Below are 15,661 nucleotides of genomic sequence, written 5' to 3' on the forward strand. Positions count from 1 at the left end.
GATTTAACGAGATGTTAGAGCATTATTTATGTTTAAAAATTAACGCAATACAGTCTTAATTTTGACTTTTATTGAGGTTTAATACCAAAAACTTATTATGAAAAAATTACTTCTAACAACAGCATTACTCAGTATTTTTATGTCCTGTAAAAACGAATCTGAAAAAGTGAAACCTATTAATATAACTTACCCTGAAACTAAAAAAGTCGATACTGTTGATAATTACTTTGGTGTAGATATATCAGACCCATACCGCTGGCTGGAGGATGACCGAAGTGCAGAAACAGAGGCTTGGGTAAAATCTCAAAACGAAATTACTTTTGGTTATTTAGATAATATACCTTACCGAGAAGAGTTAAAAGAGCGTCTAACAAAACTATGGAACTATGAAAAAATAGGAGCACCTTTTAAAGAAGGAGACTATACATATTTCTATAAAAATGATGGCTTACAAAACCAGTACGTTATTTACAGGTACAAAAATGATGCAGACCCTTCAACTGCCGAAGTATTTTTAGACCCTAATACCTTCAAAGAAGATGGAACAATCTCGTTAGGAGGATTGAGCTTTTCAAAAGATGGAAAAACATTAGCATACTCAATTTCAGAAGGAGGTAGTGATTGGAGAAAAATTCTAATAATGAATGCTGAAACCAAAGAAATTGTTGAAGACACCTTAGTAGATATTAAATTTAGCGGTATGTCTTGGTATAAAAATGATGGTTTCTACTACTCTAGCTATGATAAACCAATAGGTAGTGAGCTTTCTGCCAGAACAGACCAACACAAAGTATATTATCACAAGTTAGGCACCAAACAATCTGAAGATCAATTAATCTATGGAGGTACTCCAGAAGAAAAACACCGTTATATATATGCAGGAGTTACAGAAGATGATAGATATTTGGTAATAACACCTAGAGTGTCTACATCAGGAAATAAGCTTTACATCAAAGACCTTACTGTGCCTAACGCACCTTTAGTAGAGATTTTAGGCCATACAGATTCGGACTCTAACATTATAGAAAATGTAGGCTCTAAGCTCTACATTATGACAAATCTTAATGCACCTAATCAAAAAATCGTTACTGTTGATGCCTCTAACCCAACTCCCGATAACTGGAAAGATTTTATTCCAGAAACGGAGAATGTCTTAAGTCCTTCAACAGGTGGTGGCTATTTCTTTGCTGAATATATGGTAGATGCTGTATCTAAAGTTTTACAATACGACTATGATGGCAAACTTGTAAGAGAAGTAGAATTGCCTGGTGTAGGAAGTGCTGGTGGGTTTGGTGCTAAAAAAGAAGAAAAAGAACTTTATTATTCTTTTACTAATTATGTAACACCTGGCAGTATCTATAAGTATGACATAGAGAAAGGAACCTCTGAGCTATATAGAAAACCAAAAATAGATTTCAACCCAGAAAACTACGAGAGTAAGCAAGTGTTTTACACCTCTAAAGATGGTACAAAAATCCCAATGATTATCACCCATAAAAAAGGCTTAAAATTAGACGGTAAAAACCCTACAATACTATATGGTTATGGAGGATTTAATGTATCTCTTACACCAAGTTTTAGTATTACTAATGCCGTATGGATGGAGCAAGGTGGAATATATGCTGTAGCTAATCTGCGTGGTGGTGGTGAGTACGGAAAAAAATGGCATGATGCAGGTACTCAAATGAAAAAACAAAATGTTTTTGACGACTTTATAGCTGCTGCTGAATATTTAATTTCTGAAAAATACACCTCATCAGATTATTTAGCTATCAGAGGAGGTTCTAATGGTGGTTTATTAGTCGGAGCAACAATGACACAGCGACCAGATTTAATGAAAGTTGCATTACCTGCTGTGGGAGTTTTAGATATGCTAAGATATCACACATTTACAGCTGGTGCAGGTTGGGCTTACGATTATGGTACTGCAGAAGATAGTAAAGAAATGTTTGAATACCTCAAAGGCTACTCTCCTGTACACAATGTAAAAGAAGGAGTAAAATATCCTGCAACTTTAGTAACCACAGGAGACCATGATGATAGGGTTGTACCTGCGCATAGTTTTAAATTTGCTGCAGAATTGCAAAGCAAGCAAACTGGCGATAATCCAACACTTATAAGAATTGAAACCGATGCTGGGCATGGTGCTGGTACACCTGTAAGCAAAACCATTGAACAATATGCGGATATCTTTGGGTTTACTCTTTATAATATGGGTTTTGATGTCTTACCAAGTAAAACGAAAGAAAAAGTTAAGGGTTAACCAAATTCTATTTAAGCTGACCAATCTTTATAGTCATTTGCCTTTTTTTATTTGATTATAAACGATTTAATTAAAATATCTTAGATTTACTCCTATTTTTGTTAAAAAAGTAGGAGTTTTTTTATTGAGATTGTTCTACTAATGTACTGTCATTTATACATGAAAAAAAAATACATTCTAAAATTACTTTTACTAACATTGGTATTACTTTCATCTTGTAGTGAATCAGATGACAATACAACACCTTTGTCTATTCAAACAAGTCCAGACGACGTCTATTTAGATCAAAACTCACAGATTGAAATATTTATATTTAACAACGACTCTAATATCCCTCAATCTGGTACACTATCTATAAGCCAGCCGTCTTTAGGCTCAGTAGTAATTAATGATAATAATACTCCCAATAATGTAAACGACGACTTTTTGGTTTACACAGCAAATACAAATACTATTGGAGAAGACTCTATTCAATATACAATATGTGACGCTTCAAATAACTGTCAATCAGAAAGTATCACTTTAACGATTACATCTTTATCTATTGTAAACATGTTTGATAATGAGACACCTCATGAAACATTATCTTCATATAATTTCTTTCAAGGGGTTTTAAAAGACCTCAATCCTTCATTTGGTGTTTTTCCTTACGATCTCAACACGCCTCTCTTTACCGACTATGCCAAGAAAAAACGATTTATATGGATGCCAAATGGTGTTAAAGCAAATTATATAAACGATTATACTCCTTTAGAGTTTCCTACCGGAAGTGTAATTATAAAAAACTTTTTTTACTACAATGTACAGCCAGATAATTCTACAAAAATTATTGAAACGCGACTTATGTACAAAAAAGAAACCGAATGGGATTTTGCAAATTATGTATGGAACGAAGAACAAACTGAAGCCTACTTTACTAATGCAGGAAGTATTGTAAACCTAAGTTGGATAGAAGGCGAAAGTATAAAAACAACTGACTACAGAATACCTTCTAGGGCAGAGTGCTTTACATGTCACAATCAGTTGGAAGATCCTACTCCTATTGGCTTAAAACCTCAAAACCTCAACAAAGATTATAACTACATTGATGGGCCAGCAAATCAGCTTCGAAAACTGGTAGAGTTTGGCTACTTAAACTCTGATATTCCAGACAATATAAATTCTTCTGTTGCTTGGGATGATGATTCTCAAACGCTAGAGGCAAGAGTACGCTCTTATCTTGATATTAATTGCGCACACTGCCACTCTGACGAAGGACATTGTAATTATAGACCGATGAGATTTGCCTTTAACTTAACAGAAAACACCGAAAACATTGGTGTTTGTGTAGAACCAGAAACTCAATTCATTCCAAATTCTTATATTGTAAAGCCCAATGATACAGATTTATCCATACTTTATTACAGAATAAGTACTACCGATGAATCATTTAGAATGCCTCTCTTAGGAAGAACAACAAATCATGTAGAAGGCATAAATCTCATAGAAGAATGGATAAATTCTTTAGATAATTGTGAATAACACCAAAAAAAATATGAAAAAAACTACCCTCTTGCTTATTGCTATTTTTACATTTAGCTTAGGCTACTCACAAGTATTAAATGAAAGTGCTAACTGGCCAAATAGCAATTGGTCACTAACAGGAACATATGATGCTACTTACCTCTACGAAAACCCAATAACAACTTCTACTAATTTCTCATATGATGATGATGATGCAGGAAGTGGAACAGATAGTGATATAGCAGCAGAATCTCCAGTAATAGACTTATCTGCAGCAAGTGGTGCTGGCGAAACACACATATACTTATATACAAATTATGTATTTAATGTATACCAAAATGAGATATTCACGATAGAATATTGGGATGATGATAGTTCTCAATGGGTGACTTGGGGAAATCCTTATGATACTGATACCGCTGGTGCACCAACATCAGATTATTGTAATGGTACGTTTTATAGTTTAGACGTTCCTTTTTTAGATATTTCATCTTTTTCAAACAATCAATTATCAGGTTTTAGATATCGTATTTCCTATGAAGACAATGGGTCTTGGGGTTATGGATTTTGTTTCGACTCTCCAACAATTATATCGCAAAATCCACCTGCTTGTCCCAATCCAATAGATTTAAGTGTCTCTGCTGTTACCGAAACTAGTGCTGTTTTAGAATGGACTGAAGCAGGATCTTCTATGTCGTGGAATATTGAATGGGGAACTGCTGGTTTTGCTCTTGGTTCAGGTACTGTGATATCCAATGTAAATTCTACCTTTTATAATTTAAATAGTCTCTCTCAAGGAGTTTCATATGATTTTTATGTACAAGCAAACTGTAGTGGTGGTGATACCTCTAATTATGTTGGTCCTTTTAATTTTACTACTTCAATGCCAGGCGGCACTTGCATTTCAGCAATTTCTATGCAAGTAGAAACAGATTGCTCTAGTGCAACACCAACAACATTTGATTTTTCATTAGCAACAGACATTGATGCAAATAATGAAAACCCTACTTGTGATGCTTCTGGTAATTATGGATATTTTGTGAGTTTTACAGCTCCGTCAATAGGCTCTGTAATATTTAATTTTAGCGGAGCAGCTAATGGTATTGGACTAGAAGTTTATGAGTCTTGTGGCGGAACATCTGCCTCAACTTGCTCTAATAATATTTTAAACTCAGGTGATACTTCTGGTCTTATAGGTGGCTTAACTCCTGGCGCAACCTATTACGCTGTGATTTGGAGAGATTTACAAAGTGGAACAGCAGATGTCTGTATAGAAGAAGGCGCTAGCTGTCCAGACCCAAGTAGTTTGGATGTGACTTCTGTAACACTAGATTCAGCAATGCTAAACTGGGTAGAAAACGGAATTGCTTCTTCTTGGAATATTGAATGGGGAGTTTCAGGCTTCACTTTAGGTTCAGGGAATCTTATTAACAATGTTGGTGCAACTAACTATAACTTAATGGGCTTATCTTCAGGAACTAGTTATGACTTTTATGTGCAATCTAATTGTACTGGTGAAACCTCTGGCTTTACCGGACCCTTCACTTTTATGACTCAAGCCCCTTCCAGGATAAATTTCATTCAACAACCTATAACTGTTAATGGTTATGACTTAGCTGTAGTTGATATGAATGGTGACTTTTTAGATGACATAGTTGGTGTCACTTCAACAAATGTTAATATTCAGGAACAAAATCCTGATGGCTCTTTTACAAATAAAAATATTACAACACCAAGTGCTGATTACTTACCGAGCTGGAGTATGGCAGCAGCTGACTTTGATGCAAATGGAAAAACAGACTTATTATATGGTGCTGGTAGCGGTGTAACGTTTATGCAATCAAATGCAGATGGCACTAGCTTCACTAAGCAATCTACCACAGAATATGTATTCTCTCAACGCTCCAATTTTGTAGATATCAATAATGATGGAAACCTTGATGCTTTTGTTTGCCATGATGTACAACCAAACGTTTACTTTATAAATGACGGTACTGGTAATTTTACTTTTTATCAATCTGATGTAACTCCTGGTGCACCTTATTCTTTAGGAAACTTCCCTTCTGGTGGTGACTATGGCTCTATATGGATAGATTATAACAATGATAGAAATATTGACTTGTTTATTGCAAAATGTGGAGGCTCTACAGATCGTAGAACCAACATGATGGTTACAAATAATGGAGATGATACTTTTACAGAAAATGCTGCAGCCATAGGCTTAGCTGACCCTATGCAAACTTGGTCTTCCGCTTGGGGAGATTTTGACAACGATGGCGACATGGATGTTTTTGTTGGTGCAAGCTCTGGAACCCATAAGTTAATGGAAAATAGTGGATTCTCAGATGATGGAAATCCTAATAACGACTATATTTTCACAGACGTTACAGCTGGTGCAGGCATTGTTGCGCCAACAGGCTGGGAAAGTTCTGTACACGATATAGATAATGATGGTTATTTAGATATTATAAGCAACGGATCCATAATGTATGGTAACGGAGATATGACTTTTGAAGATGCTGATGATGCTCAAATTAACTATAAAAATGGAAGCTTCGGTGATTTAAACAATGATGGGTTTATTGATGTCTATTACAGTGGTGTAAGATATTACAACCAAGGTAATAGTAACAACTGGGTTAAGATAAACACCGTAGGAATGGCTCATATGACACCAAACTATAGTAATAGAAATGGTATTGGAGCAAGAGTTGAATTAGTTACTCCATCTGGAACCCAAATTAGAGATGTAAGAAGCGGTGAAGGTTTTGAATTTATGAGTTCTCTTAATACGCACTTTGGTCTTGGTGCAGAAACTTCTATTACAGAAATTAGAGTGTATTGGCCTTCTGGTATAGTTGATGTTTTTGAAAACCCAAGCATAAACAGCACACATGTTCTTGTTGAAGGTACAGCACCTTTGAGTATAAGTGATGAAACTTTTGAAGATATTTCTATTTATCCTAATCCTGTTGAAGACGTTTTAAAGATTAAAACTTCAGAAATTTTAACCGAAAAGATTGCAACTATTTTTGATGTTACAGGAAAACGTGTTTTCAACCAAATGATTATTAATAATGAGCTTAATGTTTCAAATCTTCAAGGCGGTATTTACTTCCTAAGGATAGAATCTAATGGTAGAAGTTTAAGACGAGAGTTTATTAAAAAATAGACTTCCCTTCAAATACACTAAACCGCTTGAATATCAAGCGGCTTTTTTATGGTATTTTTGCCATATGCTTCAAGTTAAAAAACTTAGTTTCAGTTACGCTAAAGACATTGTCCTAAAGGACATAAACTTCACAGTTAATTCTGGAGAAAATCTTGCTATTATTGGTAAAAGTGGTTCCGGAAAAAGTACACTACTAAAGCTTATTTTTGGTGAATACGACTTAGAGCAAGGCCAAATATTCTGGAAAAACATTGAAATACTTGGACCTAAACACAATTTGGTTATTGGTTATGATTTTATGAAATATGTATCTCAAGAATTTGACCTAATGCCATATACTTCAGTTAAAAATAACATTGGTAAACATTTATCGCGATTTTATCCTGAGGAAAAAGAACAGAGAACCCAAGCGCTGTTAAAAATTGTTGAACTGGAAGATTTTGCCACAACTAAAGTAAAAAACCTTAGTGGAGGTCAAAAGCAACGTGTTGCTATAGCAAGAGCCTTGGCTAATGAGCCAGAAATTCTACTTCTGGACGAACCTTTTAGTCACATCGATAACTTTAAAAAACAAACGCTTCGCAGAAATGTTTTCAACTATCTTAAAACGAAAAATATTTCTTGTATTGTAGCTACCCACGATAAAAATGATGTTCTCGGGTTTGCAGATGAAATACTAGTACTAAATAGCAAAAAAATAATTGCTAAGGATAAACCCCAAGAGCTTTATAAAAATCCGAGATTGCCCTTAATAGCTTCTTTCTTTGAAGAGTTTAATGTTATTAAAAACAAAATATACTACGCACATCAACTTAAAATTGTAGAACACTCCGATCTTAAAGCAACAGTAAAACAATCTTACTTTAATGGTAATTCATGGTTAATTGAAGCCGAACATAATGGGACTATTATTTATCTTAATAACAATGAATCTATTAATCAGGAAGAAGTGATTTATTTTAAAATTTCAGATTAACGTCATTCAATAAAACCGAAGAAAACTATATCACTTTCAAAACGGTAAAAGGGTTGTTTCTAAAACTAATAGTGTCTCCCTCTGTCTTTCCTAACAATAATTGAGCAATAGGAGAATGTGGCGAAATAGCATAAAACGAAACGTCTTCTAGTTTTATTTCACCTTCACTAATACTTATAAAATAGTTATGTTGCGATGTATATACCACGCTTCCTAAGGCTATGTTTTTGTGTTTAGCTTTACAGTCTATTTTTTGAAGTAATTCTTGATTATTTTGAATTCCTATAAGTTGCTGACCTGCTTTTTCGCGTTCTATTTGTATCATAGCTCTACCTGTTTCGTGCTTATCTCCTGCACTACTTTTGGTTTCGGACTGTAAAGCTTGCTCTAGGTCTAAAATACTCTTTTTAACATGCATTAAACGCTCTTGTAATGCCTCATTACATTTACGGTATAGTTGTTCTTTTAAAATCACTCTATTAAATCTGCTAATTCCTTACCAACAATACTACCAATTGCTACACCCATTCCTCCTAGTCTTACACCACAGTACAAATTATTACCAAGTTGCTTTACTATTGCATTTTTTTGTTTACCAACACCCATTATACCAGACCATCTATGGTCTATTTCAAAATCTGTATCAGGCAATATAGTTTCTTTTAATATAGTCTCAAGGCTATTTTGAATACGCTCGGTTTCATTAAACTCCTCTGTTTCTTCTGTTTTAAAATCGAGATGTCTTCCGCCACCAAATAAAATTCTATTATCAATATTTCTAAAATAATAATAGCCTCTATCTAAGTGAAATGTTCCTTTGATATGTAAATTATTAATCGGCTTGGTAATTAAAACCTGCGCTCTGGCTGGCTTTACTGCTTCATCTATTAATCTTGAGGCAAAGCCATTTGTAGAAATTAAAAGTTTTGATGTTTGAAACTCTATATGATTAGTCTTTATTTTCACGGTGTTGAGATCTTCGGAAAACGACTCAACAACACAGCTGTTAATAATCTTTACTCCCAGACTCAAAACCTTTTTAAGAAGTGCTGACATCATTATTCCGGTGTCTATTTGCCCTTCATACTTATTAAAACTATACTCTGTTTGAATATTTTTAAAATTAAAGCTGTTCTCTCTAAAACTAAACACATCTTCTTTAAAAACAGGGTTTAAAAGCTTATTGATATTTTTTTGCTGCTCTATACAAGTATTAAATAGTTCTTCATTTTCTTTTGGAAATAATTCATATCCACCCAATTCTTTATAGTCAATTGCAGCATCTCCTAACGTTTCTCGAAGCAATGATAAACCATCAACTCGTTTCTTAACAAGGCTTAAGACTTCTTGCTCTGAATGACTTTTTAAATCGTCTATAATTTCACTAAGGCTTCCGAAGCAAGCAAATCCAGCATTTTTTGTGCTTGCTCCTTGTGGTAAAATACCCTTTTCTAATATTAGAATATTAGATTTTGGAAATCTGTTTTTTAACCATAAGGCCGAAGTAAGTCCAACAATTCCGCTTCCTACTATTGTAAAATCTACTTTAGTAAACCACGTTTTTATTTCCCAATATGATAAATTCATAGCAAAAAAAAGCTCCTATCTTAAGGAGCTTTTGGTTTTTTATATTGATGATTACTCAACAACTATTTTCTTAGTTACCTTATAAGATCCGTCAAAAATATTTAATAAATATACACCTGATTGTGCATTACTTAATCTAATAACTTCGTCAAATCTATTTGTGCTATTAAACGTCTTTGTAAAAATAGCTCTACCTCTAATATCATAGACTTCTACATTTATATCCTCTCCAGATCTAGGATTAAAACCAATTGAAAAAGTGCCATTATTAGGATTTGGATAGACACTAAGGTTATTTAACTCATTATCATCTATACTCAAATCATTAATAACGTTTATAGAATAATCTTCTACCTCTCCATCAAAACCAATTTCACAAGATGTTGGAAAATCTAAAGGATCTGGAGATGGAGGAGAGTACTTAGTACTTACTCTCATTAATGTTGTACCTGCAATAGCATCTGTAGGAACAGTAATTGTTAGTGGTGATGCATCCGTTAATTGGTCGGCAATATTTGCTGTTGTACCTAAATCTAAATCATACTCTTCACCTGGATCATTAAATGAGCAATTTTGATTCCAATCAATCCATACTCTAGTACTAATTCTGTAAGGACCATCCGAGTCAGCTCTTACTGATAAATCATAATCCATACCAGCTTCAACATCAGTAGAGATGGATGTAAAATCTGAATACGGAGCCGTTTTTGGCCCAGCATCTAAGTTATTTATTGTATTAAAGATAACACCTGTTGTTCTTGTTTGAAAACTTAAATCTCCCTCTGAAGGACAAACTCCATCTGCAATTATTAAATCTACTGTGGTTTGTTTAGTAATTGATGGAGAAGTAGCTGTAAGCGTTATTGTGTATGTATTAGTGGCTAAAGAATTTAAGCCTGTTAAATTAAGTGTTACTGTACCATCAGAATTTAAGGACATAGGTGTTAACGTAGAACCCACACCACCAGGTAAACCAGATATACTAAATGAGGTTGTTTCAGAAAATCCATTAGAGGTTACATAACTAAAATCTATTGAAGCTGTGTCTTGCCCGCAAACAAAAGCATCTCCGTTAGTTGAGTTTATACTAAAATCCTGAGCATTTGAGATTGAAAATGCCTCAGATACCGCATAAAAAATGTTATCCGCGGCTTCTACTAAAACTCTAGCGTTATTTGTATTACCAACACCAGGAACTGTTATTGTTGCTGTTCCGGTGTTAGGAACACCAGAGGCAAGAGTGGTAAACGAAAAACCATTATTAGTAGTAAATAAAATATTTACTGTTTGACAGTTTATTGGTGCTGAATTCGTTTGACCAACTACCCAAGATACTTGTTGACTCGAGTTTGCACCCCAAGTTGGTGGAGTGTTAACTGTAAATGGTGTAGAAAAATTTTGAACAGTTACGGTCATTTCATCTGAATCTGTTGATCCACCTCCTGCTTCATTATCTCTTACTGTTAATGAAAAATTCATCGTTCTTCCTACTGAAGGGACAACCTCCCAAGTAGTAGCTAAATTACCCGAGAAAACAGTGCTTAAAGTAGGCATATATCTGTCTGGAGATGAAGATGGGTCTAAAGATCTAAATAAAGGTCCTGCAGAATTAGTAGATTGAGGTGGCATTGTTGCTGGTGTTGCGTCTGTTTGCTCCCAACAGTACGTTAACCCAGCCGCTGTATCTGCGTCTGTTGCCATACCTCTCAACACAAAAGGAGTAGATAAAGGAATTGTGAAATCGGCACCTGCATTAGCAACTGGTGCTGCATTGTTGGTTGCACTTCCTGTAAAACAAGTACTACTAGGTCCTGAGGAAATATTTGCCCACATTTCTTTAATATTTTCACCATGAAAATAATCATCACTATTGTTTTGAACATTTGGTGCACAAATACCTGCATATCCCATAATTGTTGAAGCACTTCCTGGCTCTACCGATACACTCGATCTTTGGCAATTGTTATTCTGTGTATGATTACCACCATATTGATGTCCCATCTCATGTGCAACATAGTCAATATCAAACGCATCTCCTTGAGGAACTGGCGAACCCGTAACTCCTCTAGCCTTGTTTATTGTACAAGGTGAACGTAATTGTGCAATTCCGCCACCACCAGTACTAAAAACATGGCCTATATCATAGTTTGCAGACCCTATTGTACTATCGCACTCTGCCTGATTTTCCCCAAGCATTGTGCCACCACTATTATTCGTATAAGGGTCCGTTGCTGCATTTAGAAAAATAATGTCCGTATTATTAGCAATGATAACCATTGTTAACCCTAAATCTCTTTCGTACACACCATTTACTCTTGTCATGGTAGCATTCATAGCAGCTAAAGCACCTGCAACTGTACCACCATGGAACTGAGCATATTCACCTGTACAAGCTAATGCTAAGCGATAAGTTCTTAGTGTACCATCATTAGCATTCTTAGACGTAATAAACTCCTCATCAGAAATTTTAAAATCCGCAGGATCATATTCTGTTTCACAAACGAAACTTCCTCTTGGACCGTCTTCATCAGAATTAATAAAAGCTATATAGCTTTTTAAATCTTGGGTGTATGGTTCTATAAACACCGTTTTTCCATCTGATAAAACCATACCACTAAATCCTTTTTGTGGTGAAAGACTGAATCTCATTGTTGCTGCAGGATTATCAATTCCCTTTCCAACAAAAGATCTTATTTCAGGAAAACGTATTTGTAAATCGTACTCCATTACTGAAGCCTCTTGTACTAAATAAGATTCTGGTTTTCCTTCTTGATTAGGAAATTGGAGTATTATGCCTCGATTTTTACTTGAAAATTGACGCTTAGGTACATTTACCAATTGTTGCTTTAATGCTTCAATATTAATATTGATTATAGTTGAATACTTTGGTTTAGACTTATAAAAGATTATATCGTCTTTTTTTATTTGGTCTTTATTTACAGACCACAAGATGTCGTTTTTTTGTGCCATACCAGGAGACACAAAAAATAATGCTAGAAAAAGGGTTAAAAGGAATTTAGGGTAATTATCTTTCATCATAGAACAATTTTAATTATGCATGCAAAGGTATTGGTTATCCTATGACTTTACAAAAAAAAGCCTAATTCATTGCAATATTCTTAATTGAAATGTAAAATAAAGAATAATGATTGAAGGTTTTTGGGGATATACAAAACAAAAAAAGCGACCAATTGGTCGCTTTTTTTTTATTCTTCTTCAGGCTTTATTTTAAAGTCTTCCATAAACTTAGTGGTATAATTACCAGCTAAATAATCTGGATGTTCCATTAACTGTCTGTGGAACGGTATCGTCGTTTTTATACCTTCTATTACAAACTCATCTAAAGCACGCTTCATTTTATTGATAGCCTCTTCTCTTGTTTGCGCTGTTGTAATCAACTTAGCAATCATAGAGTCATAGTTTGGTGGAATGCTATAACCAGCATATACATGTGTGTCTAAACGCACTCCATGACCTCCTGGAGCATGTAATGTAGTAATTTTACCCGGAGATGGTCTAAAATCATTAAAAGGATCTTCAGCATTAATTCTACACTCAATAGAATGTAAGTTTGGTGTATAATTCTTTCCTGAAATTGGAACACCAGCAGCTACCAAAATTTGCTCTCTAATTAAATCAAAATCAATAACTTGTTCTGTAATTGGGTGCTCTACCTGAATACGTGTATTCATTTCCATAAAGTAGAAGTTTCTATGCTTATCTACTAAAAACTCCACAGTTCCTGCACCTTCATACTTAATAAATTCAGCTGCTTTAACTGCCGCCTTACCCATTTTCGTTCTAAGCTTATCTGTCATAAAAGGTGAAGGCACCTCTTCTGTTAGCTTTTGGTGTCTTCTTTGAACAGAACAATCTCTTTCTGACAGATGGCATGCTTTACCTCTAGAATCACCTACTATTTGAATTTCGATATGTCTTGGCTCTTCAATGAGTTTTTCCATATACATATCATCATTTCCGAAGGCCGCTTTAGACTCTTGTCTAGCTGAGTCCCAAGCTGCTTTTAAATCTTCTTTTTTCCAAACAGCTCGCATACCTTTACCTCCACCACCTGCTGTAGCTTTTAACATTACAGGATAGCCTACTTCTTCGGCAAGTACAACACACTCTTCGTAATCTGCGATAATCCCATCACTACCAGGAACACAAGGTACACCAGCCGCTTTCATTGTTGCTTTTGCTGTTGCTTTGTCTCCCATTTTAGAAATCATTTCCTCAGAAGCTCCGATAAATTTTATACCGTGTTCTTCACATATTTTAGAAAATTTTGCATTTTCAGATAGGAAACCATATCCTGGATGTATGGCATCTGCATTTGTAATCTCTGCAGCTGCTATTATATTTGAAATCTTTAAATAAGATTCGTTACTAGGTGCTGGACCAATACATACAGCTTCGTCTGCGAACTTAACATGAAGACTGTCTGCATCTGCTGTTGAATAAACTGCAACGGTTTTAACACCCATTTCTTTGCACGTTCTAATAACACGGAGTGCTATTTCTCCTCTATTTGCAACAAGTATCTTTTTGAACATAACTTTTAGTTTAAAAATTCAACTTCCAAGCACCAAATTCCAAATAATTGGGTTTGGGATTAGTGGATTGGAATTTTCAATTGTTATGATGGGTCAACCAAAAATAACGGTTGATCAAACTCTACTGGAGATGAGTCGTCTACTAAAACTTTCACAATCTTACCAGAAACTTCAGATTCTATCTCGTTGAATAATTTCATAGCTTCGATAACACATAAAACGTCCCCTTCTTTAATTTCGGTACCAACCTCAACAAAAACAGGCTTGTCTGGAGCTGGTTTGCGATAGAATGTTCCTATAATTGGAGATTTTACAGTAATATATTTAGAATCGTCTGTTGTAGGAGCTGTTGCTGCAGGTGCTTCTGGAGCAGCTGCTACGGGAGCTGCCGCTTGCTGTTGAACAACTGGTGCTGCCGCTTGAACAGGTACTTGTTGTACAATAGTTGTTTCATTGTCTGATCCTGTTCTGATTGTTATTTTAACATCATCCATTTCTAACTTAACTTCACTTGCGCCAGATTTAGCTACAAATTTGATTAAGTTCTGAATTTCCTTTAAATCCATAATATTTAAATAGTTTTTGTTAGTTAGTTTTTAGTTAGGGGTATAAGCCCATTTAAAATAGATAGAACCCCAAGTAAACCCTCCACCGAAGGCAGCAAATATTAAGTTGTCGCCTTTTTTAAGCTGAGATTCGTAATCGTTTAGTAATAATGGTAAAGTTGCAGAAGTCGTATTTCCATACTTTTCTATATTCATCATTACTTTTTCTTCTTCTAAGTTAATTCGTTGTGCTGTGGCATCAATAATTCTTTTGTTTGCCTGATGTGCAACTAACCAAGAAATATCGTTATTTGTTAAGTTGTTTCTTTTTAAGATGCGTTCTGCTACATCTGCCATGTTGAATACCGCATTCTTAAACACCGTTCTTCCATCTTGAAAAACGTAATGCTTTCCTTCGTCAAAGGCCTCTTGTGTAATAGGGTATGATGAACCTCCGTAAGTAGCTTGTAAAAACTCTCGTCCTTCACCATTACTTCTTAATAATTCATCTTGAAGTCCTAACCCTTCTTCGTTAGGTTCAAATAGCACAGCACCTGCGCCATCTCCAAAAATGATGCATGTGGCTCTATCTTTATAATTAATAAAAGATGAATTTTTATCTGCGCCGATAAGTAGAATCTTTTTGTATCGCCCAGATTCTATATATGCTGAAGCGGTAGACATTCCGAAAAGGAAACTAGAACACGCTGCTTCTAAATCGTAAGAAAATGCGTTTACCGCACCTATCTGAGTAGCTGTATAGGCTGCTGTTGAGGCTGCTTTCATATCTGGTGTTGCTGTAGCAACAATAACCAAATCTATTTCCTCGGGATTTAATCCTGTTTTTTGAATTAAATCTTCAGCTGCTTTTATAGCTAAAAATGATGTTCCTTTACCTTCTTCTTTTAGAATTCTACGCTCTTTTATACCTGTACGCGTAGTTATCCATTCGTCGTTAGTTTCTACCATGGTTTCTAATATTTTATTAGAAAGCACGTAGTCTGGTAGATAACCTCCTACAGCTGTTATTGCCGCTGTGATTTTACTCATTATTAGCTT

The 15,661-nt window shown here is 35.0% G+C and carries 10 protein-coding genes; 4 read left to right on the forward strand and 6 right to left on the reverse strand.

From position 1 onward, the window contains the following. Positions 1-97: 97 nt before the first annotated feature. The 4 genes from V1468_RS04030 (at position 98) to V1468_RS04045 (ending at position 7,914) form a co-directional block, all read left to right on the forward strand. Positions 98-2,263, forward strand: coding sequence for a prolyl oligopeptidase family serine peptidase (locus V1468_RS04030; protein WP_331808957.1), 2,166 nt, complete (start codon positions 98-100; stop codon positions 2,261-2,263). Between the two features lie 159 nt (positions 2,264-2,422). Next, positions 2,423-3,784 carry an Ig-like domain-containing protein gene (locus V1468_RS04035; RefSeq protein WP_331808958.1) on the forward strand — a complete coding sequence of 454 codons (1,362 nt, stop codon included), beginning with the start codon at positions 2,423-2,425 and terminating at the stop codon, positions 3,782-3,784. Positions 3,785-3,797: 13 nt separating this feature from the next. Beyond that, positions 3,798-6,938, forward strand: a complete 3,141-nt coding sequence (locus V1468_RS04040; RefSeq protein WP_331808959.1) for an FG-GAP-like repeat-containing protein — start codon at positions 3,798-3,800, stop codon at positions 6,936-6,938. Positions 6,939-7,002: 64 nt separating this feature from the next. Beyond that, positions 7,003-7,914 (forward strand): ABC transporter ATP-binding protein, encoded by a 912-nt coding sequence (locus V1468_RS04045; protein WP_331808960.1) that lies wholly within the window; start codon positions 7,003-7,005, stop codon positions 7,912-7,914. A gap of 25 nt (positions 7,915-7,939) precedes the next feature. Here the strand turns inward: V1468_RS04045 and V1468_RS04050 are convergent, their stop codons facing one another. The 6 genes from V1468_RS04050 to V1468_RS04075 form a co-directional block, all read right to left on the reverse strand. Next, entirely contained in the window at positions 7,940-8,389 is a 450-nt protein-coding gene (locus V1468_RS04050) for a 3-oxoacyl-ACP synthase (protein WP_331808961.1), read from the reverse strand. Then, positions 8,386-9,501: an NAD(P)/FAD-dependent oxidoreductase gene (locus V1468_RS04055; protein ID WP_331808962.1), complete on the reverse strand. Its 1,116-nt coding sequence runs from the start codon at positions 9,499-9,501 to the stop codon at positions 8,386-8,388. The genes V1468_RS04050 and V1468_RS04055 overlap by 4 nt, the downstream gene beginning before the upstream one ends. A gap of 51 nt (positions 9,502-9,552) precedes the next feature. Continuing rightward, entirely contained in the window at positions 9,553-12,540 is a 2,988-nt protein-coding gene (locus tag V1468_RS04060; protein WP_331808963.1) for a zinc-dependent metalloprotease, read from the reverse strand. A 167-nt stretch (positions 12,541-12,707) separates the two neighbouring features. Continuing rightward, entirely contained in the window at positions 12,708-14,057 is a 1,350-nt protein-coding gene (gene accC / locus V1468_RS04065) for an acetyl-CoA carboxylase biotin carboxylase subunit (protein WP_331808964.1), read from the reverse strand. A gap of 83 nt (positions 14,058-14,140) precedes the next feature. Further along, a complete protein-coding gene (accB, locus tag V1468_RS04070; protein WP_331808965.1) occupies positions 14,141-14,623 on the reverse strand; it encodes an acetyl-CoA carboxylase biotin carboxyl carrier protein in 483 nt (160 codons plus the stop codon). A gap of 30 nt (positions 14,624-14,653) precedes the next feature. Then, entirely contained in the window at positions 14,654-15,652 is a 999-nt protein-coding gene (locus V1468_RS04075) for a beta-ketoacyl-ACP synthase III (RefSeq protein WP_331808966.1), read from the reverse strand. Positions 15,653-15,661 lie beyond the last annotated feature (9 nt).

This window comes from Winogradskyella poriferorum (genome assembly GCF_036553625.1).
In the GTDB taxonomy this organism is placed as follows: Bacteria; Bacteroidota; Bacteroidia; order Flavobacteriales; family Flavobacteriaceae; genus Winogradskyella; species Winogradskyella poriferorum.

Bases quoted from the DNA above. Each gene is read 5' to 3' on its own strand.
- V1468_RS04040 (WP_331808959.1), top strand. From the start codon at position 3,798: ATGAAAAAAACTACCCTCTTGCTTATTGCTATTTTTACATTTAGCTTA.
- V1468_RS04055 (WP_331808962.1), bottom strand. From the start codon at position 9,501: ATGAATTTATCATATTGGGAAATAAAAACGTGGTTTACTAAAGTAGAT.
- V1468_RS04045 (WP_331808960.1), top strand. From the start codon at position 7,003: ATGCTTCAAGTTAAAAAACTTAGTTTCAGTTACGCTAAAGACATTGTC.
- accB (WP_331808965.1), bottom strand. From the start codon at position 14,623: ATGGATTTAAAGGAAATTCAGAACTTAATCAAATTTGTAGCTAAATCT.
- accC (WP_331808964.1), bottom strand. From the start codon at position 14,057: ATGTTCAAAAAGATACTTGTTGCAAATAGAGGAGAAATAGCACTCCGT.
- V1468_RS04030 (WP_331808957.1), top strand. From the start codon at position 98: ATGAAAAAATTACTTCTAACAACAGCATTACTCAGTATTTTTATGTCC.
- V1468_RS04060 (WP_331808963.1), bottom strand. From the start codon at position 12,540: ATGATGAAAGATAATTACCCTAAATTCCTTTTAACCCTTTTTCTAGCA.
- V1468_RS04075 (WP_331808966.1), bottom strand. From the start codon at position 15,652: ATGAGTAAAATCACAGCGGCAATAACAGCTGTAGGAGGTTATCTACCA.
- V1468_RS04035 (WP_331808958.1), top strand. From the start codon at position 2,423: ATGAAAAAAAAATACATTCTAAAATTACTTTTACTAACATTGGTATTA.